17 protein-coding genes are annotated in these 23,233 nt (G+C 73.3%); 5 read left to right on the forward strand and 12 right to left on the reverse strand.

Annotation, left to right across the window (positions count from 1 at the left end; genetic code table 11):
- Positions 1–26: 26 nt before the first annotated feature.
- The 3 genes from ACGGAQ_RS13985 (at position 27) to ACGGAQ_RS13995 (ending at position 4,239) form a co-directional block, all read left to right on the forward strand.
- The gene (locus tag ACGGAQ_RS13985) at positions 27–1,223 is read left to right on the forward strand and encodes a thiolase family protein (RefSeq protein ID WP_355063967.1); all 1,197 of its coding nucleotides are present in this window, start codon (positions 27–29) and stop codon (positions 1,221–1,223) included.
- The gene (locus ACGGAQ_RS13990; protein ID WP_393048434.1) at positions 1,220–3,280 is read left to right on the forward strand and encodes a 3-hydroxyacyl-CoA dehydrogenase NAD-binding domain-containing protein; all 2,061 of its coding nucleotides are present in this window, start codon (positions 1,220–1,222) and stop codon (positions 3,278–3,280) included. The genes ACGGAQ_RS13985 and ACGGAQ_RS13990 overlap by 4 nt, the downstream gene beginning before the upstream one ends.
- 170 nt (positions 3,281–3,450) lie before the next feature.
- A complete protein-coding gene (locus ACGGAQ_RS13995; protein WP_393048436.1) occupies positions 3,451–4,239 on the forward strand; it encodes a hypothetical protein in 789 nt (262 codons plus the stop codon).
- A gap of 66 nt (positions 4,240–4,305) precedes the next feature.
- Here ACGGAQ_RS13995 and ACGGAQ_RS14000 read toward each other — a convergent pair whose 3' ends face one another.
- The 7 genes from ACGGAQ_RS14000 to ACGGAQ_RS14030 all read right to left on the reverse strand — a co-directional run bounded on the left by ACGGAQ_RS14000 (position 4,306) and on the right by ACGGAQ_RS14030 (position 10,423).
- Entirely contained in the window at positions 4,306–4,857 is a 552-nt protein-coding gene (locus ACGGAQ_RS14000; protein WP_393048439.1) for a levansucrase, read from the reverse strand.
- A gap of 36 nt (positions 4,858–4,893) precedes the next feature.
- Positions 4,894–5,355, reverse strand: a complete 462-nt coding sequence (locus tag ACGGAQ_RS14005) for a VOC family protein (RefSeq protein ID WP_393048441.1) — start codon at positions 5,353–5,355, stop codon at positions 4,894–4,896.
- Positions 5,352–5,756 carry a VOC family protein gene (locus ACGGAQ_RS14010; protein WP_393048444.1) on the reverse strand — a complete coding sequence of 135 codons (405 nt, stop codon included), beginning with the start codon at positions 5,754–5,756 and terminating at the stop codon, positions 5,352–5,354. Before ACGGAQ_RS14010 ends, ACGGAQ_RS14005 begins: the two co-directional genes overlap by 4 nt.
- A gap of 162 nt (positions 5,757–5,918) precedes the next feature.
- On the reverse strand, positions 5,919–7,100 hold the full coding sequence (locus ACGGAQ_RS14015; RefSeq protein ID WP_393048446.1) for a sensor histidine kinase: 1,182 nt from the start codon (positions 7,098–7,100) through the stop codon (positions 5,919–5,921).
- Entirely contained in the window at positions 7,097–7,765 is a 669-nt protein-coding gene (locus ACGGAQ_RS14020; RefSeq protein ID WP_039907546.1) for a response regulator transcription factor, read from the reverse strand. The genes ACGGAQ_RS14015 and ACGGAQ_RS14020 overlap by 4 nt, the downstream gene beginning before the upstream one ends.
- 85 nt (positions 7,766–7,850) lie before the next feature.
- Positions 7,851–9,146, reverse strand: coding sequence for a PQQ-binding-like beta-propeller repeat protein (locus ACGGAQ_RS14025; RefSeq protein ID WP_393048449.1), 1,296 nt, complete (start codon positions 9,144–9,146; stop codon positions 7,851–7,853).
- The gene (locus ACGGAQ_RS14030) at positions 9,143–10,423 is read right to left on the reverse strand and encodes a PQQ-binding-like beta-propeller repeat protein (protein WP_393048451.1); all 1,281 of its coding nucleotides are present in this window, start codon (positions 10,421–10,423) and stop codon (positions 9,143–9,145) included. Before ACGGAQ_RS14030 ends, ACGGAQ_RS14025 begins: the two co-directional genes overlap by 4 nt.
- A 116-nt stretch (positions 10,424–10,539) precedes the next feature.
- On the opposite strand from ACGGAQ_RS14030, the gene ACGGAQ_RS14035 reads away from it, so the two are divergent.
- Complete coding sequence (locus ACGGAQ_RS14035) at positions 10,540–12,453, forward strand: hypothetical protein (protein ID WP_393048883.1); 1,914 nt, start codon at positions 10,540–10,542, stop codon at positions 12,451–12,453.
- Here the strand turns inward: ACGGAQ_RS14035 and ACGGAQ_RS14040 are convergent.
- Positions 12,450–14,252, reverse strand: coding sequence for a hypothetical protein (locus ACGGAQ_RS14040; protein WP_393048454.1), 1,803 nt, complete (start codon positions 14,250–14,252; stop codon positions 12,450–12,452). The genes ACGGAQ_RS14035 and ACGGAQ_RS14040 overlap by 4 nt on opposite strands.
- On the reverse strand, positions 14,252–16,063 hold the full coding sequence (locus ACGGAQ_RS14045; RefSeq protein ID WP_393048886.1) for a hypothetical protein: 1,812 nt from the start codon (positions 16,061–16,063) through the stop codon (positions 14,252–14,254). Before ACGGAQ_RS14045 ends, ACGGAQ_RS14040 begins: the two co-directional genes overlap by 1 nt.
- A 431-nt stretch (positions 16,064–16,494) precedes the next feature.
- Here ACGGAQ_RS14045 and ACGGAQ_RS14050 point away from each other — a divergent pair, with 431 nt between their 5' ends.
- Positions 16,495–17,694: a hypothetical protein gene (locus ACGGAQ_RS14050; RefSeq protein ID WP_393048457.1), complete on the forward strand. Its 1,200-nt coding sequence runs from the start codon at positions 16,495–16,497 to the stop codon at positions 17,692–17,694.
- An 87-nt stretch (positions 17,695–17,781) separates the two neighbouring features.
- On the opposite strand, the gene dxs is transcribed toward ACGGAQ_RS14050, so the two are convergent.
- From dxs to ACGGAQ_RS14065, 3 genes are all read right to left on the reverse strand, one after another.
- Positions 17,782–19,728, reverse strand: coding sequence for a 1-deoxy-D-xylulose-5-phosphate synthase (dxs, locus tag ACGGAQ_RS14055; RefSeq protein ID WP_393048459.1), 1,947 nt, complete (start codon positions 19,726–19,728; stop codon positions 17,782–17,784).
- 81 nt (positions 19,729–19,809) lie between these two features.
- A complete protein-coding gene (locus ACGGAQ_RS14060; RefSeq protein WP_393048462.1) occupies positions 19,810–21,096 on the reverse strand; it encodes a class I SAM-dependent RNA methyltransferase in 1,287 nt (428 codons plus the stop codon).
- Positions 21,089–23,158: an APC family permease gene (locus ACGGAQ_RS14065; protein ID WP_393048465.1), complete on the reverse strand. Its 2,070-nt coding sequence runs from the start codon at positions 23,156–23,158 to the stop codon at positions 21,089–21,091. The genes ACGGAQ_RS14060 and ACGGAQ_RS14065 overlap by 8 nt, the downstream gene beginning before the upstream one ends.
- Positions 23,159–23,233 lie beyond the last annotated feature (75 nt).

A 23,233-nucleotide genomic window follows, 5' to 3' on the forward strand; every position in this document is an offset into this window, starting at 1 on the left:
CGTGCCCGTTCGGCTAGGAGGCTCAAGTGCCCCGTGAAGTTCGGGATGTCGTCTTCGTCGACGGCGTCCGTACCCCGTTCGGCAAGGCGGGTGGCATGTACGCCAACACCCGCGCCGACGACCTGGTGATCCGCTGCATCCGTGAGCTGCTGCGCCGCAACCCGCAGCTGCCGCCGGAGCGGGTCGAGGAGGTCGCCATCGCGGCCACCACCCAGATCGGTGACCAGGGCCTCACCATCGGCCGCACCGCAGCGCTGCTGGCCGGTCTGCCCAAGACCGTTCCCGGCTTCGCGATCGACCGGATGTGCGCCGGCGCGATGACCGCCGTGACCACAGTCGCGAGCGGCATCGCCATGGGCGCGTACGACGTCGCCATCGCCGGTGGCGTCGAGCACATGGGCCGCCACCCGATGGGTGAGGGCGTCGACCCCAACCCGCGCATCATCGCGGAGAAGCTGGTGGACCCGTCCGCGCTGGTCATGGGCGCCACCGCGGAGAACCTGCACGACCTGGTCCCGCACATCACCAAGGAGCGCACCGACGCGTTCGCGCTCGCCTCGCAGCAGAAGACGGCGAAGGCGTACGCCAACGGCAAGCTCCAGGACGACCTGGTGCCGGTGGCCATCCGCGACGCCGAGGGCGGCTGGGGTCTGGCCGGAGTGGACGAGGCCCCCCGCGACACGTCGCTGGAGAAGCTGGCCACCCTGAAGACCCCGTTCCGCCCGCACGGCAAGGTCACCGCGGGCAACGCGGCGGGCCTGAACGACGGTGCCACCGCGAGCCTGCTCGCCGACGAGGCCACCGCCCGCGAGCTGGGCCTGCCGGTCGCCATGCGGCTGGTGTCGTTCGGTTTCGTCGGAGTGGAGCCGGAGGTGATGGGCGTCGGCCCGATCCCGTCGACGGAGAAGGCCCTGCGCCTGGCCGGGCTCACCATCGACGACATCGGACTGTTCGAGCTGAACGAGGCGTTCGCCGTGCAGGTGCTCGCCTTCCTCGACCACTTCGGCATCGCCGACGACGACCCGCGGGTCAACCCGTGGGGCGGCGCCATCGCCATCGGCCACCCCCTCGCCTCGTCCGGCGTACGGCTGATGACCCAGCTGGCCCGCCAGTTCGCCGAGCACCCCGAGGTTCGCTACGGCGTCACCGCGATGTGCATCGGCATCGGCATGGGCGGCACGGTCATCTGGGAGAACCCGCACTGGACGGAGGGCGACAAGTGAAGGCGCCGAACGAGGTAGTCACCAAGGCGCTGCTGCGCTCGGTGACCGTACCGGGGCTGGACCGACCCGCCGCCCTGATCACCCTGGACAACGGCTTCGACCACACCAAGCCGAACACCTTCGGCCCGGCCGGTCTGACCAGCCTGGACGAGGCCATCACGGCCGCGCTGGCCGCCGACCCGGCGTTCATCGCGGTCACCGGCAAGCCGTACATCTTCTGTGTGGGCGCGGACATCGTCGGCCTGCCGCAGCTCGCCGACCGCGCGCAGGCGCTGGAGATCGGCCGGCTCGGCCACCGGGTCTTCGCCCGGCTCAAGGACAGCACCGTGCCCACGTTCGCGTTCGTCAACGGCGCGGCCATGGGCGGCGGCCTGGAGCTGGCGCTGCACTGTCACTACCGGACGCTCTCCGGCGGCGCGGCGGCGCTCGCCCTGCCCGAGGTCTCCCTCGGTCTGGTGCCCGGCTGGGGCGGCACCCAACTGCTGCCGAACCTGATCGGCATCCCCGCCGCCACGCAGGTGATCATCCAGAACCCGCTCATGCAGAACAAGATGCTCAAGCCGAAGCAGGCCGCCGAGCTGGGCATCGCGGACGTGCTGCTCGAGCCGGCCGACTTCCTGGAGCGGTCGCTCGAATGGGCCGCCGGCGTGGTGCGCGGTCAGGTCACCGTGACCCGGCCCGAGGTCGACAAGGACATGTGGGCGGGCGTGCTCTACTTCGCCCGGGAGACGCTGAACCAGCGGCTGCACGGCGCGGTCCCGGCCGCGTACAAGGCGCTCGACCTGTTGGAGACGGCGAAGGACGGCGACTTCGCCGCCGGCACCGCCGCCGAGGACGAGGCCCTCGCGGACCTGGTCTTCTCCGAGGAGCTGCGCAGCGGCCTGTACGCCTTCGACCTCGTGCAGCGGCGGGCCAAGCGGCCGGCCGGCGCACCGGACAAGGGCCTGGCCCGCACGGTCACCAAGGTCGGCATCGTCGGCGCCGGCCTGATGGCCAGCCAGTTGGCGCTGCTGTTCGCCCGCCGCCTCCAGGTGCCGGTCGTCATGAGCGACCTGGACCAGGCCCGGGTGGACAAGGGCGTCGGCTACGTGCACACCCAGATCGAGAAGGCCGTCACCAAGGGCCGGATGGACAAGGGCACGGCCGCCAAGCTGTACGGCCTGGTCAGCGGCACGGTCGACAAGGGCGCCTTCGCGGACGCCGACTTCGTCATCGAGGCCGTCTTCGAGGACCTGGGCGTCAAGAAGCAGGTCTGGGCCGAGCTGGAGAAGATCGTCTCCCCGGAGGCGGTGCTCGCCACCAACACCAGCTCGCTGTCCATCACCGAGATGGCCGCGGACCTGGAGCACCCGGAGCGAGTGGTCGGCTTCCACTTCTTCAACCCGGTGGCCGTGCTGCCGCTGCTGGAGATCGTCCGGGGCGAGCGGACCGACGACGCGACCCTCGCCACCGCGTTCGCGGTCGGCAAGCAGCTCAAGAAGTCGAGCGTGCTGGTCAAGGACGCCCCGGCGTTCGTGGTGAACCGGCTGCTCACCCGCTTCCTGGGCACCGTCTTCGCCGCCGTGGACGCCGGCACCCCGCTGGACGTGGCGAACAGCGCACTGGACCCGCTGGGCCTGCCGATGCGCCCGCTCGCCCTGCTCCAACTCGTCGGACCGGCCGTCGCGTACCACGTGGGTGGCACCCTGCACGCCGCGTTCCCGGACCGGTTCGGGGTCAGCGAGAACCTCAAGCGGATCGCCGACTCGGGCCAGCCGATCGTGGTCGACGACCAGGTCAACGACGAGGTGGCCAAGCTGCTCGTCGTCGGCGATGCGCCGCTGACCGCCGAGCAGGTACGCCAGAACGCGCTCGACGCGCTCGCGCAGGAGATCCGGCTGATGCTGGACGAGGGCGTGGTCGCCGAGGCGCAGGACATCGACCTGTGCATGATCCTGGGCGCCGGTTGGCCGTTCCACCTGGGCGGCGTCACGCCGTACCTGGACCGGACCGGCACCAGCGAGCGGGTCACCGGCCGGCGGTTCCTGCCGCTCGGAGCGGCGAGCCTGCCCGCCTGACAAGATCCCAGCACCACCGTCGCGGTGGCCGGACCGTCCCTCGTGGACCGGGCCGGCCACCGCGCTCGTTGGTGACCGGCTGGGAGCGGGCGGGACCTGGGCAGGGGCAACGCCGGGGCGGTCGCCGGGTTACGATCACGCGCTTTGCACACCCATCCTGGAGCTGACTGATGTCCCAGCCGCCGGCCAACCCCTTCGGCCCGCCGCACGATTCCCCTCCCCCGCCGCAGCAGCCGGGCCAGCCGGCCGTGCCGCCGCAGGCCGGCCAGCCGCAGCAGCCCGGCGGTTGGCCGCCGCCGCAGCAGCAGGGCTTCCCGCCGGCTCAGCCGGGGCAGCCGTACGGCGACCCGAACCAGTTCGGCGGCCCGCCACCGGCAAAGAAGTCGAACGTCGGCAAGATCATCCTGATCGTGCTGGCCGTGGTGCTCGTGCTCTGCCTCGGCGGCGCGGCGATCACCTGGTTCGCGGTCAAGGACGAGGTGGGCGACGTCGTCGACGCCACCAAGACCCGGGTGGTCGCGCCGGCCACCCTCGCCGGCCGGGCGAAGAACACCGACCCGCAGTTGCAGACGATCGCCGACCAGATGGTCACCGAGATGAAGACCGAGGTGCAGAACGAGACCAGCACGATCGGCGCGTTCTACGGCGACCCGGCCAAGCAGGACCTCATCATGATCACCGCGGTGTCCGGCGTGATGGCCGACCCGAAGAAGGAGCTGGACGAGGCAGTCACCGGGCTCTCCAGCGAGCTGTCGGTGACCAACATGGCGGTGGTCGAGGCGGGCCCGCTCGGCGGTGACGCGCGCTGCGGCGACGGCAAGACCGAGGGCGTGCCGCTCGGCGTCTGCGTCTGGGCCGACCGGGGCAGCGTGGGCCTGGTGGTCATGTACTTCAAGTCGGCCGAGGAGACGAAGGCCGAGTTCGTCACCATCCGGGGCCAGATCGAGCAGCGCTCCTGACCCGTGCACGACCGGGGCCCCGGCCACCTCAGGGTGACCGGGGCCCGGCCGTACGTCACGGACCGCTCAGGCTCCGGCCACCGGGAAGTACGCGTTCAACTTGCTCCGCAGGTGGGCCGCGTAGATGAAGCCCAGCGCCGGATTGCCGCGGTACGCGCTGGCCGTGCCGCTGCCGGCGTCCACCGCCACCGGACGGGCCACCGCGGCGAACTTCATCTGCTGGCCCCCCTGCGCCCACGCCGAGGCCGCCGGCTCGACCTGGGTGCCGACCAGGGCGGGGAACACGGCCACGCCGTTCTGAAAGCCACGCAGCTGCCCCTTGCGGGCCAACACGTAGTCCATCGCCGTGGCGGTGAACCTCTGCAGGGCGTCCGCCGTGACCAGCGTCGTCGGCGCGGCGACCGTGAACAGGTGCAGCTTGGTCGCCATCCACCGCATCCTGAAGTCGCCCCGGTAGCCGATCAGCACCGGTACGCCGCCCCAGTCCTCGGTTCGCACCTCGCAGCCGTCGGCCCGAAGCCGCTCGCCGGTCGCGGTGAGGTACGCCTGCACCGGCTCGGTCGCCGTCGTGTCCATATCTGCCCACACATCCTTCATCTGGCTGTTGTGGTCGCTCATCTAACACCACACCAACCCGTTACGCCGTCCCGTGGATCATGGCGACGCGACAGGATCCCCGGCGGCCGTCTCCAGCGCCTGGACCGGCGCGGCGTCACCCGTCGCCGCGACGCCCGCCGGTGACGCGGCCCGCTCGGCCGCGCTGCGCAGCACGCAGAACTCGTTGCCCTCCGGGTCGGCCAGCACCACCCAGCCGGAGCCGTCCGGCCGGATCTGGTCCGCGACGTGCACCGCGCCGATGCCGAGCAGCCGCTCGACCTCGTCGGCCCGCGACCGGTCGGCCGGCTCCAGATCCAGGTGCAGTCGGTTCTTCACCGCCTTGCCCTCGGGCACAGCGATGAACAGCACCTCCGGCCCGCCCGGCGGCAGGAGCATCGCCTCCGGGTCGCCCGGGAAGTCGTCGGGCTGCCGGGGGCAGTCGAAGACCTGCGACCAGAAACCGGCCAGGGCGTACGGGTCGCGACAGTCGAAACTGATGTTGTGGATCGTCGAACTCATGCGTGGTCCTCCACAGTGGTGTTGACCCGCTCCCCGGCGCTGCGGACCACGCAGAACTCGTTCCCCTCCGGGTCGGCGAGCACCGCCCAGCCCGTACCGTCGGGCATCCGTCGGTCGACGAGCATGGTGGCCCCGAGGCCGAGCACCCGCCGGATCTCCTCGTCCCTTGTCCCCTTGACGGGTTCCAGGCAGATGTGGACCCGGTTCTTGGTCACCTTGTCCTCGGGCACGGCTTGGAAGAACAGATTCGGCGTGGCACCGTCCGGCGGCAGCAGGGCAGCCTCCGGATCACCTGGAACGTCCTCCGGGAACCGGGTGTAGCCGAGCACCGCCGACCAGAAGCCGGCCAGGGTGTACGTGTCGTGACAGTCGAAACTGATGTTGCGGATCCGTGGATACACGGGTGGTCCCTCCGTTGGGGAATCGGGACGCTCCGCCGCCCGGGGTCAGCCTGCGAAGACCTGGGGTGCGGAGCCCTGACTGATGGACATCGACGCACCCCCTTTCGCTCTCGAGCTGACGACGCGATCTTGCCACCGGCCGAACGCCGTGTGCAACCCCGTTCAGCCGGTGGTGGCCACCGCACCGGGCACCGCCGGGGCGTCCGCGGTCGGCAGGGTCACCGTCACCTCCAGGCCGCCGCCGGGCTGGGCGATCACCCGGACGGTGCCGCCGTGCGCCTGGCAGACCGCCCGGACGATGGACAGGCCCAGGCCGGAGCCGCGCGCCCCGGTGCGTTCCCGGCCACCGCGGCGGAACGGCTCGAACAGTCCGGGCACGTCGGCCTGGTCGACCTCGAAACCGGTGTTGCCCACCACCAGCCACGAGCGGTCGCCGTCGGTGCCGGTACGCACCCAGAGCCGACCGTGCAGGTGGTTGTAGCGGACGGCGTTCTCGATCAGGTTGCCGGCCAGCCGGTCGAGCAGCCCCGGATCGCCGACCACCGGCGCGGATTCCAGCGACGTCTGCACGCGCAGGCCGATCCGCTCCACCTCGCGGCGCATCGCCGACAGCGCGTTGGCGGTGCCCGTCGCGAGGTCGCACTCGGTACGCCGGCCCAGCCGCCGCCCGGCCTGCGCCTCGCTGCGGGCCAGCACCAGCAGCGCGTCCACCAGGCTGTTCGCCCGCTCCGAGGCGTCCCGGACGACGGTCGCCATCCGGCGGTACTCGGCGGCGTCCGCGTCGTCGTCGCTGAGCGTCACGTCGATCTCGGTCCGCATGACGGCGAGCGGGGTCCGCAGCTCGTGCGAGGCGTTGGCCACGAAGCGCTTCTGCGCCTCGAACGCGGACGCGATCCGGTCCAGCATCGCGTCGAATGTCTTGGCCAGCTCGGCGACCTCGTCGTCCGCGCCCGAGTAGCCGATCCGCTGGTCCAGCGTCGCCTCGCCGAGCCGCTGGGCGGTCGCGGTGACCTGGTGCAGGGGCCGCAGCGCCCGGCCGGCCACGGCGTACGCGCCGGCAACCCCGACCACGCTGATCGCCAACAGCGCGACCAGGCCCTTGGCCAGCAGCTCCCCGGAGGCGGCGTCGACCAGCTCCCGCTGCCACTGGGCGGCGTCCATCCGCCCACCGTCGGAGAGCAGCACCGTCGTGCCGGGCAGCAGCTCGTCGGTGGGCCGCAGCGCGTCACGGACCAGCAGCCAGGCCAGCAGCACCAGGATCGCGCCCGCGCCGACCAGCAGCACGCCGTTGAGCAGCGTCAAGCGCAACCGCAGGGTGGGTCGCAACCGCCCCGGCCGGCTCACGGCAGGACCTCGGCCGTGCGGTAGCCGGCCCCCACCACCGTCTCGATCAACGGCGGGTCGCCGAGCTTTCGACGCAGCGTCATGACGGTCACCCGGACGATGGTGGTGAACGGGTCGGTGTTGGCGTCCCACACCCGCTCCAACAGCTCCTCGCTGGACACCACCGCGCCCCGGGCCTTGAGCAGCTCACTGAGCACGCCGAACTCCTTGTTCGTCAGGTCCATCGGCACACCCGCGCGGGTGGCGACCCGGCGGGCCGGGTCCAGCACCAGGTCCGCCAGTTCGAGAACCGGCGGCGCGGCCGGGGTGGCCCGCCGGCCCAGCGCCTGCACCCGGGCGACCAACTCGTCGAACGCGAACGGCTTGGGCAGGTAGTCGTCCGCCCCGAGCTGCAACCCCTCCACCCGGTCGGCCACGGTGCCGCTCGCGGTCAGCATCAGCACCCGGGTCAGCGCACCGGAGGCGGCGAGGTCGGCGCAGATCTGGTCGCCGTGCACGCCGGGCAGGTCGCGGTCGAGCACCACCACGTCGTACCGGGTGACGAACGCCGCCTCGTGGCCGGCGTCGCCGTCGTACGCCACGTCCACCGCCATGCCCCGCTTGCGCAATCCACGCGCGATCGCGTCGGCGAGGTTGCGTTCGTCCTCCACCACCAGTACCCGCATCCCGGCCTCCTCGCTGCTGACCACCGACAACCTAGTGCCGGCGGGCAACAATCCTCCCTCGCCGCCCGCACCGACCCGGCGGTGGTCAGCCGGGCAACCGCCACAGCCCGTACGCGCTGTCTCGCCGCCGGCAGAGCAGCCGCCCGGTGAGGGCCTGACAGTCCCCGGTCGCGTCCCGCAACACGTCCAGCATCCGTGCCCGGCCACCGGTGACGTCCAGCTCGGCGACGAGCAGACCCCCGTCGGGATGGCGGCGGACGCCGATCAGCGGGTCGCCGGGGGCGAACCGGGCCAGCTCCCACCGACCCAGCTCGGCCAGCACCCGGCCGGTCGGTGGGTCGAGCACGACGAGTTCCTCCGCGCCCGGCCCGGCGCTGCTCACCGTGGTGGCCACCAGCCGACCGGCGTAGGGCCAGACCCACCCCCAGCGGTCGCTCCCCCAGACGTCCCGACCGGTGGCGGCGTCGAGCGCCCGCAGCCCGCCGGAGCGGGTCTGCACGCAGATGACGACGCCGCAGTCCGACGCGTACAGCGCCTCGCCGGCGGGCACGCGCCACCGCTGGCGCAGGTCGTCGAGCCCGTACGCGGTGATCGTGGGAGACGGACCGCCGATGGCGAGCAGCAGGTCGTCCGCCAGTTGCACGGACAGGCTGGACCCACCGCCGGAGGTGCCCAGATCGCTGCGGGCCAGCACCGCGCCGGTGGTCGCGTCGCGGACCTCTGTCGACCCGCGCAGGCGGACGACGACCACGCGGTCCACCCCGTACTCGCCGTCGTGAAAGACGAACTCGCCGCCGGGGTTGAGCGGCACCTGCCAGCGCACGGTCCCGCAGCACGGGTCGACCCCGCGCAGGGTGCCCCCCTGGTCGTCGATGCCGGCGGACCACATGAGGATGTTGCCGTCGGGAAGCGCGGCGGGGTTGCCGGGCTGCTGCCAGCGGTACGCCCCGGTCCGGCGGTCCAGCGCCATCGTGCGCGTCCCCTGACTGTCCGGGCCGACCTCGTGGCCGGTGACCAGCAGCGTCTCGCCCTGCTGCGCGACTCCCCAGTACCGGCCCTCGGTCGGCAACGGCACCTGCCAGGCCGGCTCGCCGCCGGGCAGCCAGGTGGCCGTGATCCGCCGCTGCCCCGTCCGGCCGGGTGGCTCGACGAGGACGAAGAGGTCGTCGGAGACCAGCGCGTCGGCACCGAGCTCGGCCTGCAGCGTCACCACCTCGCGCCGGTGCAACGGCCCCGAACCGGCGAGGCCGGCGAGCACCAGCAGCAGGACCAGCGCGCAGCGCAGGGGCCGTTGCCGGGCCAGCGGCGGGCGGGGCAGCCGGACGGTGTCGGGGTCCGGCCCATGCCGCAGCTCCCCGAGGTCGATCACCGGACCGGTCACCGGGGCAACCGCCACAGCGCGGTCGAGCCGTCGAGGCGGCGACAGAGCAGGACGGGCAGCGCCGCCTGGCACCCACCGACCACGCCCGGCAGCACGTCCAGGATCCGCGTCCGGCCGGCGGTGAGGTCCAGCTCGGCGACGACGAGCCGGCCGTCGGGAGTCGGTCGTACGCCGATCAGCGGTTCGTCGCGGCGTAGCTGGTCCACCAGCTGCCAGCGGCCCAGCTCAGCGCGTTCCCGCCCGGTCTGCGCGTCCCGCACCGCGTACCGTTGCTCGGGCGCGGTCACCAGCAACATGTCCCGCCGGACGTCGACCAACGTGTCCGGCCCCGGGTCCGACCAGCGAACGGCGCCGGTGGCGGGGTCGATGGTCCCGATGGCGCCGGTCTGCTGGACCGTGCAGAGCAGGTCCGCACACGGGACCGCCCAGGCCACCAGTGGCACCGAGGACGTCCACACCTGGACCAGTCCGGGCAGCCGGAAGGCGACCAGCCCGGTGCTGCCGGGCGGGACGAGCAGCACGAGGTCGTCCACGACCTGCACCCGCTGGAACGCCGACCGGGCACCGGGCAACGTGTCGACGCTGCGCAGCAGGTTGCCGCTGCCGGCGTCGTACACCTGCAGCTCACCGGTCGGCTGGACGAGCACGATCTGGTCGACCTGACCCGCCGGCGCGTGGTAGTCGGGGCTGCCGGACGGGATGGGCACCGACCAGAGCACCCGGCCGGTGTCGGGCACCACCCGGCTCACCGTGCCCGGCCCGTCGCCCATGTCGTTCGCGAGGAGCAGGCCCCCGTCGGCCGTTCGCCTGGCGATTCCCGGCTGGCGCCAGCGCCGCTGGCCCGTCCCGGCGTCGAAGGCGGTGGTTTCCAGCACCCCGTTCGCGGTGCTGGCACCCACCGCCAGCAGCATCCCGCGGTCGCCCCAGACCGCCAGGAAGTCGCCGCTGCGTTCCAGCGGTGCGCGCCACCGGCGCCGCACGCTGTCCCCGCCGCTCGGCCCGGGACGGCTGTAGGCGGTCAGGTACCGATCGCCGATGGGAGTCGACGTGTCGACCACGACGATGGCGTCCTCGGTGAGATACACCGAGGCGCCCGACGAGGCCGGCACCGACGTCACGATCCGTTGCCGCACCGGGGTCGCGCTGGCCAGCGTGACGAGGGCCAGCAGCAGCACCGCCGCGCTGCGCAGCCGGCGGCCGGCGGCGCGCGGTCGGCGGACCCCCCTCGGCCGCGACTCGGGCTCGTCCCGGACCTCGCCCAGCTCGATGATCGACAACGACCGTCCCTCCATCGCCGGTCGGGTCGGCCGGGGCGGCCCCGGCAAACCGGCCGTGGGCGTACCGGCCCGGCAAAAGCGACGCATCCTCGCCTGTACGATGGCGCGTCGTGGCTGTGCCGGTGGTAAACCCCTCGCTGAATCCCGTGACCGACGCCGAGCCGGCCGAGGTCGAGCCGACACGGCGGCCTCGACGCCGTCCGGCCCGAGCCGACCTGTTGGCCCTCGGAGCCTATGTGGTGCTGGGCGTCTTCGTCTGCCTCCACTACTGGGGGGACGTGACCGGTCGGGTGTCCTCGCACCTGCCCACCGACCACAGTTGGTTCGAGTGGCTGTTCGCGCACGGCGCGTACTCGGTGCGGCACCTGGAGAACCCGCTGTTCACGGCCCGGCAGAACGCCCCGGACGGGGTGAACATGATGGCCAACACCTCGCTGCTCGGGGTGACCCTGCCGCTGTCGCCACTGACGATGCTGTTCGGCCCGCAGGTCACGTACGCGCTCTACCTGGGTGGCGCTCTGGCGGCCACCGCCGGCACCGCCTACTGGATGCTCTCGCGGCACCTGGTGCGCTCCCGGGCGGCGGCCTTCGTCGGCGGGGCGTTCCTCGGCTTCGCGCCGGGCATCATCCACCACGCCAACGGCCAGCCCAACTTCGTGTCCAACTTCCTGCTGCCGTTGATCGTGGTGCGGGTGCTGCGGATGGGCGAGCCGGGCCGGTGGCGGCGCAACGGGCTGGTGCTCGGGGTGCTGGTGACCTACCAGATCTTCATCAACGAGGAAATGCTGCTGCTCACCGCGCTGGCCTGCCTGGTCGTCGTGCTGGCGTACGCGGTGCAGCGGCCACGGGCGACGCGCGCCGCGGCCGGGGCGTTCCTGGCCGGGCTGGGCGTCGCCGGCGGGCTGGCCCTGCTGCTGGCGGCGTACCCGATCTGGTTCCAGTTCAATGGCCCGCAGTCCTACCGTGGGCTGCAGGGTGGCGTGTTCCACAACTGGGGCGAGGACCTGGTCGCCTTCGTGACCTTCGCCCGGGACACCTGGGCGGGCGACCCGGCGGTGGAGCAGACGATCGGCATGACCGAGCAGAACACCTGGTTCGGCTGGCCACTGGTGCTGCTGTCGATTGTGGCCCTCGTGCTGCTGGTGCGCCGTTCGCTGGCCGCCCGGATCGTCGCGGTGCTGATCGTGGTCTTCACGGTGGCCGCGATCGGGCCGCGGGTGCGCTTCGACGGCGTGGAGACCGGGGTGCGCGGCCCCTGGTCGTACGTGCCGGACGACCTGCCCCTGGTCGAGATGATGATGCCGACCCGGTTGACCCTGGTGGTCGCCGCCGCGGTGGGCGTACTGCTGGCGCTGACCTGGGACGCGGCGTACCGACAGGGCCGTCCGGTTGCCGCGCCGGGCCGCGTGCCGGCCCCGCGCGCCGGAGAGCCGGCGCCCGCCGGAGAGCCGGCGACGTCCGACGACCCGGCCGCGACCGCGCCGGTCGCGCCGCGGCGCCGGTGGCTTCGCCCGCTGGGGTACGCGGCGGTCGCCCTCGCCCTGCTGCCGCTCTTCCCCCGGCCGCTGCCGGCCCAGCAGATCGACCCGCCGCCGCACTTCATCACCGCCGGCGGCTGGCGGCCGTACGTGCCGCAGGGTCGGACCCTCGTGCCGGTGCCGATCCCGAGCAACGTGCACGGCCTGCCCACGCTGCGCTGGAGTGCCCTGACCGGGCAGGAGTTTCCCGTCCCGGGCGGCTACTTCATCGGCCCCAACGAGCTGGGCGAGGGCGTCTTCGGCGCACCGAACCGGCCCACCAGCACCCTCATCTACTCCACGATGGACGCCGGCGCGCTCCCCGTCCTCACCGACGAGAACCGCCGCCAGGCCGTCGAGGACCTCCGGTTCTGGCGGGCGTCGGTGGTGGTGCTCGGCGCACACCCGCGCGAGGCGGTGCTACGCGAGCTGGTCACCGCACTGATCGGGCCGCCGCAGCGGGTCGACGACGTCTGGGTCTGGGACGTCCGCGCGCTTGTGGATCAGCGCTAGCCGACCAGCGTCCGGACGTCCCACACCCACCCGCCGTCGACCGGGCGGCCGGGGCCGAGCAGTTCCTCGACGGTCCGGCGGACCGGTTCGTCGTGCGTCGACCGGCCGAGCACCACCACGGCGGCCCGCCAGTGCCGCAGGTCGTCGACGGCCTGACGACGGTCGGCCTCGGTGAGCACCGGCACCGCGCCGGTCTCGGCGACCCGGCGCAGCAGCACGGCGGTGGGCCGGTCCGGGGCGCCCCAGCGGGCCGCCGGGTCGTCCGGACCGCTCGGCCCGATGAAGTACCCGCCCGGGGCGCGGAACGCCAGGCCGGTGCGGGCGGACCAGAGCATCACCGGGCTCAGCGCGGCGCCGGTCACCGGGGGCACCGCCACCACGGTCCGGCCCGCAGGCACCAGCGACCGCCACCCGCCGTCGGCGACGAACCCCGGCACCGGCGCGACCGGCACCGCCCGGATCGGCGTCGGCGTCAGCGGCAGCAGCGCGGCGGCCACCGCGCCCGCCCCCAGCAGTCGTACCGGCAGTCCCGGCACGGCCGGTGACCGGCGAGCCGCCCGCACCCGGTCCACGAAGAGCGCCACCAGGACACCCAGCACCGGCACGCAGACCAGCGCGAACCGGGCCGGCACCGCGAGGTCGAGCAGCGGCAACCCGGCGACCAGCCGGTACGGGCCCGCGACGCCTGTGGCGGTGCCGTCCACCCGCAGGTCGGTGCCGAGCGACAGCAGGGCGAAGACGACACCGCAGCCGGCCAGCGCGCGGGCCAGCGGCCGTCGCCACAGCCAGATCACGATGACCACGGCGAGCACCAGCAGACCCGGGCCGAAGAACGAGTTCTCCTCGGTCGGGTTGGGTGAGAGCAGCCCCGGCAGCCAGTCGTCACCGAGCACGGTCTGCCGGGCCGACGCGGTGAACGACGCGGCGTCGAGCTGGAAGCCGTGCGCGGCGAAGGCCATCCCGGTGTAGTGCTGCGGCCCGTGGAACTGGAACCACAGTGGGTACGCCAGCAGTGTCACCGCCACCACGGCCGCCACCGCGAGTCGACCGAGCAGAGACGGCGCGAGGCGGCGGGCCGCAGCCCGGTCGGCGAGGGCGTAGCCCAGCGCGAACACCCCGGCGGCGAGCGCCAGGAAGACGAGCACCTCCTCGCCGATGAACACCTGCCACACGAGCAGCAGCCCGAGCCCGACACCGGGCCGCCACACCCCGCGCGGGCTCGACCCGGGACGGAACACCAGGGCGAGGATCGCCGGTAGCAGGAACTGGGCGGCCACGTGCAGATGCGCCCCGGCCTGGGCGATCATGCCGGGGGCGAAGCCACAGACCAGCCCGCCGAGCGCCGCCGCGGAGCGGGCGGTGACCAGTCGACGGCGCAGCAGCGCGTACCAGGCCGTCGCGGTGCCGGCGAGGCAGCAGACCACCGCCACGCAGAACGCCACCTGCGAGCCGAACAGCAGCGTGACCGGGGCCAGCGGGACACCGAGGCCGAGCACCGAGGTGTTCGCCATCAGGTTGACCCCGTCCGGCGCGTTCAGGGCGGTGCTGAAGAGCGGGTTCTCCCCCGCGACGACGGCGTGTGCGGCGTGGGCCAGCATCCACTCGAAGAGCACCTGGTCGCCGGCCTGGTGGAACAGCCGCCCGGGGTGGCCCCACTGGGCGCTGGTCAGCAGCACCGCCAGCGCCAGGTAGCCGGCGACGACCACCGTGTCCGGCAGCCACGCCGGCCGGGGTGGGCGCGCGGTGGGCGGACCGGCCGTCGCCGTCTCCGTCGGCGACGACGTCGTTCCGGTGGACATCAGACCGAGCGGTCGGTCAGCGTCCGAACGTCCCACACCCAGACGTCCAGCTCCTGGCGACCGGGGCCGACCAGCTCCTCGACGGTACGCCGCAGCGGTTCGACGTGCTGTTGACGGACCGGCAGCACCAGGATCGCCGCGTGCCAGTGCCGCAGCTCGTCGGTGAAGCGCCGACGCTGCCGGTCGTCCAGCTTGGGGGTCCGGCCGGTGGTCGCCACCTCCTCCAGCAGTTGGCCCACCCCGCTGGGTCGGCCGCCGAACCGACCGGGGTCGCCGGTGTTGCCGTTGCGGGGGGCGAGGAAGTAGCCGCCCGGGATCTTGAAGTCGAGGTTGGTGGCCGCCGCCCAGCGCATGCCGTGGGTGTTGCCCATGCTGGGCACCGGGATCGGCACGAGCGTCTGGTCCGGGCCGACGTACGCCCGCCAGCGGTCGGCGGTGATGAACTCCGGCACCGGCGGCCGGGACACCATCCGCAGCGGCATCGGGGCGATCGGCAGCAGCGCGAACGCCAGGCCGGCGGCGGTGAGCGTCCGGACGGTACGCCGGTCGGCCGGGCGCAGCTCCCAGGCCCGCTCGACGGCGAGCGCGAGCAGCAGACCGACGACCACCGTGGTGATCAGGCCGAACCGGGTCGGCACGACCGCGTCCAGCAGGGGCAGGCGCACCAGCAGCTCCCACGGCCCGGTGATCAGCTCCCGGTCCCACCAGGAGATCCGCTCGCCGAGGGAGAGCAGGGCGAAGAAGCCACCGGTCGCGGCGAGCGCCCGCACGACCATCTCCCGCCGCAGCCACACCACGACGCCGACGGCGAGCAGCGACAGGCTCCAGCCGAAGAAGGCGTTCTCCTCGGAGTAGTTCGGGGCCAGGTTGACGTTGGCCCGCTGGTTGCCGCCGAGAGTGGCCGAGCCGGGGGCGAAGAAGGCGGCGATGTCGTTGCCGTAGTCCTGCACCGCGTCGCTGAGCCCGTGGTACGCCATCGGCCCGGCGAACTGCACGTACAGCGGGTACGCCAGCAGCGCCCCGGCCAGCAGCGCGCACGCGGCGAGACCGGCGGCCAGCGGTCGCCACGCCGCCCGCCAGCGGGCCGGCTCCTGGGCCACCACCGCGATCAGGAAGATCCCGCAGGCCAGCGCCGTGAAGAGCAGGATCTCCTCGTTGATGAACGCCTGCGCGGTGACGAGCAGGGCCAGCAGGGCGCCGTCGAGGACCGGCCGGCGCGAGCGGGTGAGCACCAGCACCCGCCAGACGATGAACGGCAGCAGGAACTGGCTGATGATGTTCGGGTGCCAACTGGCGTGCGAGAGCATCGCCGGGGAGAACCCGCAGAACCAGCCGCCCGCCGCGGCCGCGAGCGGCGTACGCACGACGTGGCGGCGCAGCACGAGGTACCAGGCCATCGCGGTGCCGGCGAGGCCGAGCGTCACCAGCACCACGAAGGACACCGCCGGCCCGAACAGCAGGGTCACCGGCACCATCGGGATGCCCAGCGCCAGCACCGCCGTGTTGGCCATCAGGTTGACGCCGTCGGGATAGTTGAACTGCTCGGTGTAGAACGGGTACTCGCCGTGCAGCACCACCCGCACCGAGTGGGCGAGGAAGAACTGCACCTGGGCCGGGTCTCCGGTGTAGAGCGACGCCACCCGGCCGGCCGGGTCCAGCCAGATCCGGCTGGTCACCCAGAGCGCGGCGAGCAGGAACAGCGCGCCGACCGCCAGGTGCTGCCGTCGCCGGGTCCAACGGGCCCACCGACGTCGGCGCGGCCCGGCGGTCCCCTCGTCGCCGTCGCCGTCCGCGGGTACGCCAGCCGGGATCGCTCTGGCCGGCGGCGCTGGCGGGGTCTCGACCGGCGCAGCCGGTGGGGCGTCGGCCGGCGCGGCGGCGACCGCCGTCGTGGCCGGTGCGGGCTCGGGCTCGCGCTGAACGGTGCCCACGCCGGCGCCGGCACGAGGGCCCGGAGCAGCGGAGCCGCCGGGAGCGCCGACGGCCCTGGCCCGGGAAGCGGTGGGAGTGTGGTGGCTCACTGTCTCGTCGGGGCCGGCCGCCTCCGGGTGCGGCGCGGACAGGGCGCGGGACTCGGCAGGCGTCACAGTCGGCGGAGTCTACCCGAGCGGCGAAAAGGCACTAAAGCCCCGGTGACGTCCATTGTGGTGGGTGCGGGGCCGGCCAGCGGCGGCCTCGCGTCGGACATCTCGTATTATGGCGCTTTCCCACAACGACGGCGAGGCGATCGGGGGCGGATCAGGTGACTCCGGGCCGCCGGCACGGCAGGGCGCTCAGCGTCCTGCTGACCGCGCTGTTGACCGCCACCGCGTGCGGTCCCGTGGCGGAGCGCACGCCCCGCGACCTGCGGGTGGGGTACGACAGCCTCGACGGCACGCTGGCGGTGTGGCCGCCCCGGGGCGACCTGGCCGGTGACGCGGCGGCGACGGCGGCGGTCACCAGGGCCGTGCGCGACTGGCGCTCGCCGGCCGACGACCGGGCGCACCTGCCCTCGTCCGGCATCCTCTTCTCGGGCCGGGTGGACGGGGCGCCGGTGGCCCTGGTCGCGGCCGACGTGCCCGGTGAGAGCGCCTCCTGGCTGCTGCAACTGACCGGCGACGGCGGCCGGTACGCGATCGCCCGCGCCACCGAATACACCGACCCCGGCTACCTGGTCTACTCCGACGTGCTGCCGGTGCAGACGGCCGGTGGTCGGCGCTACCTGGTCTCCGCGCGGGTGCAGCAACTGCTCGGGCCGCAGGGCCGGGCGCTGACCGTCGCCGACGGCCTCAGCGCCCCGGTCGACGTGCCGGCCTGCACGGCGGTCGGCGTGACGGCGACCCTGCGGGCCACCGAGTCGCTGCCCCGCGGGCGGGCCGCCGACCGGCTGCTCGACCTGGGCACCGGCACGACCGACCCGCGCTATCCGCTGGTCCGTGACGAGTCCGGCGCGGGCCGGCGGGCGCTCACCGGCCTGGACACCTGCGTGCTGGCCGGCGAGCGGGGTCCGTTCGGCAGCATCCCGCGCCGGATCGGCGACCGGGACGCGCCGAAGTCGGTGCCGACGTCCTGGCCGATGGCGAAGCTCTCGGTCCGCTCGCTCGGTGAGGTGGCTCTCGGCGGCGGCGAGCCGGCCGAGTTGCAGCAGCTCAGCTGGGACACCGACGCCGGCACGATGACCGCGGTCGTCTACCGGCCGGCGGACGGGAGCGCGCCGGTGGTCTCGCCGGCCGACCGGGCCACGCCGTTGCAGACGTACCAGCTTCCGATGCCCGGCCAGCCGCTGGTGGTGCTCAGCTGGCGGGCCACCCGGGACAGCTCCCTCTCGGTGCCGCCCGGCACCCCGCTGCTGGTGGAGCGCCCCGGCCTGGTGGTCGTCCCCGAGCCGGCCCGCACCCAGACCTACAGCCTGGCCAACACCGACAAGACCCACTACCGCTCCGTGACACCCCGCTCCCGCTAGCCCTCAGATCGAGGTAGGCGGCAGGGCTGGGTCAGCACGCCGACGGCGGACGGGCCCGTAGGGGCCGCCCGCCGTCGGTCGAGCCGGTCAGTTCTGGGCCGGGGTCTTCGTGGGGGTCAGCCGGTCCGGGGTGGCGTCCAGGCCGGAGATCCAGCCGGTGACGTTGCGGGCGACGTCCTGGGCGGTCAGGCCGAGGTCGGCGAGGATCTGCGCGCGGGTGCCGTGCGGGTGCCAGTCGGCCGGTACGCCCAGGTCCTTGAGCGGCACCCGGACGTCGGCGTCCCGCATGGCCTGGCCGAGGGCGTCGCCGACGCCGCCGACGCGGACGCCGTCCTCGACGCTGACCACGAGCCGGTGGCGGGCGGCCAGCTCGACCAGCTCGGCCGGGACCGGGCGGACCCAGCGGGGGTCGACGACGGTGACGCCGTAGCCCTGCTCGGCGACCCGGGCGGCGACCTCCATGCCCAGCTGGCCGAAGGAGCCGACGGCGACGAGCAGCACGTCGGTACGCGCCGACTCGGCCAGCACGTCGACCGGGCCGACCCGGCGCAGCGCCGGCAGATCCGCGGCGACCGTGCCGGTGGGAAAGCGCACGACGGTCGGGCCGTCGTCGACGGCCAGCGCCTCGCGCAGCTCCTCACGCAGCGTGGCGGCGTCCCGGGGAGCGGCGATCCGCAGGCCGGGCACCACGCCGAAGACCGACATGTCCCAGATGCCGTAGTGGCTGGGGCCGTCCGGGCCGGTGATGCCCGCCCGGTCCAGCACGAAGGTCACCGGCAACTTGTGCATCGCCACGTCCAGCAGGACCTGGTCGAAGGCCCGGTTGAGGAAGGTGGCGTAGACCGCGACCACCGGGTGCAGGCCACCGAGCGCCAGTCCGGCCGCCGAGGTGGCGGCGTGCTGCTCGGCGATGCCCACGTCGTACACCCGCTCGGGGTACTTGCGGGCCAGCTTGGCGATGCCGGTCGGCTCGGCCATGGCGGCGGTGATGCCCACCACGTCCGGGCGCTCGTCGGCGATGGCCAGCAGTTCGTCGGCGAAGACGTGCGTCCACTTGACCGCCGGGGCGGCCAGCAGCGCGCCGGTCTCCACGTCGAAGGCGCCGCCGGGGCCGTGCAGGCAGTCCGCCTCGTCCTCCTCGGCCGGGCGGTAGCCGTACCCCTTGCGGGTGACGGCGTGCACGATCACCGGTCCGCCGAAGTTCTTCGCCGCGCGCAGCGCCGACTCGACGGCCGCCACGTCGTGCCCGTCCACCGGGCCAACGTACTTGATGCCGAGGTCCTCGAACATCGCCTGCGGGGCGACCGCGTCCTTGATGCCCTTCTTGACCGCGTGCAGCACCTCGTACATCGGCTTGCCGACCAGCGGCGTGGAGCCCAGGGCGTCCTTGACCGTGTCGAGGACCTTCTCGTAGCCGGGGTTGAGCCGCAGCGAGGAGAGGTGGTCGGCGAGACCGCCGATGGTCGGCGAGTAGGACCGGCCGTTGTCGTTCACCACGATGACGAGGGAGTTGCCGGCGGTGGCGATGTTGTTCAGCGCCTCCCAGCACATGCCGCCGGTCAGCGCGCCGTCGCCGACCACGGCCACGACGCTGCGGGCCTCGCCCCGCAGGGCGTACGCCTTGGCCAGGCCGTCGGCGTAGGAGAGCGCGGTGGAGGCGTGCGAGTTCTCGATGAGGTCGTGCTCGCTCTCCGCCTGGCTGGGGTAGCCGGAAAGGCCGCCGCGCTGGCGGAGCTTGTCGAAGCCGGCCTGGCGCCCGGTGAGGATCTTGTGCACGTACGCCTGGTGGCCGGTGTCGAACAGGAGCCGGTCCCGGGGGGAGTCGAAGACGCGGTGCATGGCCAGCGTCAGCTCGACCACACCGAGGTTGGGCCCGACGTGCCCGCCGGTGCGGGAGACCTTGGCGATCAGGAAGTCCCGAATCTCCGCGGCGAGCACATCCAGCTCCTCGCCCGACATCCGCTTGACGTCCTGCGGACCGCGTACCGTCCCCAGCAACCGACCGTGGTTGGCCGTGTCCTCTTCAACGCTCATGACCGGAGAGTCTATCGGCCGTCCGACACTCCGCAGCCTGGCCCGAGCCGCGCGCACCGCAGCGGGCCGCTGAGCGCCTGGTCAGGGCCGATCCACAACGGGCGCGTCGGCCGGCAGCAGGAGCCCCACCAGCTCGACGTGCTGGGTCATCGGAAAAAGGTCGAAGCCGCGCAGCGCGGCCAGCCGCCAGCCCAGCTCGGCGAAGGTGCGCACGTCCCGGGCGAAGGCGGCCGGGTCGCAGGCCACGTACGCGACCGCCCGCGGACCGGCGGCGGCCAGCGCGCGCACCACCGGGGCGCCGGCGCCCGAGCGCGGCGGGTCGAGCACCACCACGTCGACCGGGCCGGTGATCCGTCGGCGGGCCAGCGCGGTCTCCACCCGTGCCGCCACCACCTCCACGCAAGGCAGGTCGGCCAGGTTCTCCCGGGCGGCGGCGACGCCCTGTTCGGCAGCCTCCACCAGGGTCACCCGACCGGACGCGCCGACCCGGGCGGCCAGCCCGGCGGCGAACAGCCCGGCGCCGCCGTAGAGGTCCCAGGCCCTCTCGCCCGGACGCGGATCGAGCAGTTCCAGCACGGCCGTGGACAGGGTGTCCGCCGCGGCCGGGTGCACCTGCCAGAAGGCGGACGCGGGCAGCGCCCACTCCCGCCCGGCGGCCACCTCGCGAACCTCGGTCGGCCCGCTCACCGGCGTGGCCACCCCGTCGCGGACCTCGGCGACGCTCACGTCCCCGCCGGTGCTGGCGACGGTCTCCACCGCCTCGGCCGCCGGCCAGCGCGTCCCGGTCGGGGTGAGCACCGGCAGCTGCTGGATGGCCGGGTGGGCGATCCGGCAGCGGTCGATCGGCACGACCTCGTGCGAGCGGTGCTTGAGCAGGCCGGCGCGGTCCGCGGCGTCGACCGCGTAGCGGACCCGCGAACGCCAGCCCAGCAGCCCGCCCGGCAGCGCCTCGACCTGGACGCCGAGCCGGTCCAGCTCGGCGTCGTTGAGCCCGCCGAGGCGGACCAACTGCTCGCGCACCACTGCGGTCTTCCAGGCCAGCTGCGCGTCCGGGGAGACGTGTTGCAGATCGCAGCCGCCGCAGGCGCCCGGCCTCGCGTACGGGCAGGGCGGCTCCACCCGGTCCGGTGAGGGGTCCAGCACGGTCACGGCGTCGGCCCGGACGAACCCCCGGTGCACCTCGGTGACCTCCGCGATCACCCGCTCGCCGGGCAGCGCGTGCCGGACGAACACCACCTGCCCGTTTACCCGGGCCACGCAGTGCCCGCCGGGGGCGACCGCGTCGACGGTCAGCTCGACGCGCTCCGCCTCCGCCAGGCCACGTTCGGCCCCGACGGGTGGCGAGGCCGCCGCGGTCCGCTCAGTCACGGCCGTTCCCGACCGTTTCGCTCTCCACCGGGCCGGACTCGTCCGGCGGCGGCGCGGTGACGGCCGGGGGCACGGTGCCCCGTGGCCCGCGCGCCGGGGTACGGGAGAGCGTGGCGTCCAGCCGGTCCAGGTTCTTGCTCGCGGTCGAGGCGAGCTGCCACGGAACGCTGACCACCATCACCCCCGGTTCGAAGAGCAGCCGGCCCTTGAGGCGCAGCGCGCTCTGGTTGTGCAGCAGGTTCTCCCACCAGCGCCCCACCACGTACTCGGGGATGAAGACGGTGACGACGTCGCGCGGTGACGTACGACGGGTCGAGGCGACGAAGTCCAGGATCGGCCGGGTGATCTCCCGGTACGGCGAGTCGACAACGGTGAGCGGGATCGCCATCTCCCGCCGCTCCCAGTCGGCCTGCAGGTCGCGGGTGTCCTTCTCGTCCACGTTGACGGTCACCGCGGTCAGCGTGTCCGGCCGGGTGGCCCGGGCGTACGCGATGGCCCGCAGCGTCGGCTGGTGCAGCTTGCTGACCAGCACGATCGCGTGGTTCCGGGCGGGCAGCACGGCCCGGCCCTCGTCCGGTGGGGTCAGCTCGGTGGCGACCCGGTCGTAGTGCCGGCGGATGGCCAGCATCAGCGCGTAGATCACGGCCATCGCCGCGATCGCGATCCAGGCGCCGAGCAGGAACTTGGTGATCAGCACGATCACCAGCACCGTGCCGGTCAGACCCATGCCGAAGGTGTTGATGGCCCGGGAGCGGTGCATCCGCTTGCGCGCCTCCGGGTCCCGCTCGGTGCGCAGGCGTCGGTTCCAGTGTCGAATCATGCCGGCCTGGGAGACGGTGAACGAGACGAAGACGCCGACGATGTAGAGCTGGATGAGGCGGGTCACCTCGGCCTGGAACCCGACGATCAGCACGATCGCGAAGAGGGCCAGGGAGGTGATGCCGTTGGAGAAGGCCAGCCGGTCGCCCCGGGTGTGGAACTGGCGGGGCAGGTAGCGGTCCTGGGCGAGGATCGAGCCGAGCACCGGGAAGCCGTTGAACGCGGTGTTCGCGGCCAGGAAGAGGATGAGCGCGGTCATCCCGGCCACCACGTAGAGCAGGAACGAGCCGGAGCCGAAGACCGTCTCGCCGAGCTGGGTGGTCACCGTCTTCTGCACGTACCCCTCGGGGCCCGAGACGATCTGCAGGGCCGGGTCCTCGACGAACTGCAGGTGGGTCAGCCGGGCCAGCCAGATGATCCCGACGAGCAGGCTCACCGCGATCGCGCCCAGCAGCAGCAGCGTGGTGGCGGCGTTGCGGCTCTTCGGCGCCTTGAACGCGGGCACGCCGTTGGAGATCGCCTCCACGCCGGTGAGCGCGGCGGCGCCCGAGCTGAACGTCCGTAGCAGCAGGAAGACCAGCGCGAAACCGGTCACACTGTGCTCGGCCTGGATGACCAGATCGGCGCTGGGCGCACGGAGGTCGTCACCCAGCACGAAGACGCGAAACAGCCCGGTGAGCAGCATTCCGCCCATCACGATCACGAAGCCGTACGTGGGGATGGCGAACGCGGTGCCCGACTCGCGCAGCCCGCGCAGGTTGACGGCGGTCAGCAGGACCACCGCGAGCACCGCGATCATGACCTTGTGAGTGGCCACGAACGGCACCACCGAGCCGAGGTTCGCCACGCCGGAGGAGACCGACACGGCCACCGTGAGCACGTAGTCGACCAGCAGGGCGCTGGCCACCCCGACCCCGAACTTCGGCCCGAGGTTGACCGTGGCCACCTCGTAGTCGCCGCCGCCGGAGGGGTAGGCGTGCACGTTCTGCCGGTAGCTGGCCACCACCGTGAGCATCACCACGACCACCGCGAGGGCGATCCACGGGGAGAACAGGAACGCCGAGGCCCCGGCGATGGACAGGGTCAGCAGGATCTCGTCAGGCGCGTACGCGACGCTGGACAGCGCGTCGGAGGCGAACACGGGCAGCGCGATGCGCTTCGGCAGGAGGGTGTGCTGCAGACGGTCGGACCGGAACGGTCGACCGAGCAGCAGTCGCTTCAGCAGCGAGGTGGGTCTGGCCACGAACGCCAAGGGTACGACCACCACGGTGAGAACGCGGGGGTGGGCGATCACCGCCGGCCGACCGGACGCGGTACG

This window comes from Micromonospora sp. NPDC047557 (assembly GCF_043205095.1).
Taxonomy (GTDB): domain Bacteria; phylum Actinomycetota; class Actinomycetes; order Mycobacteriales; family Micromonosporaceae; genus Micromonospora.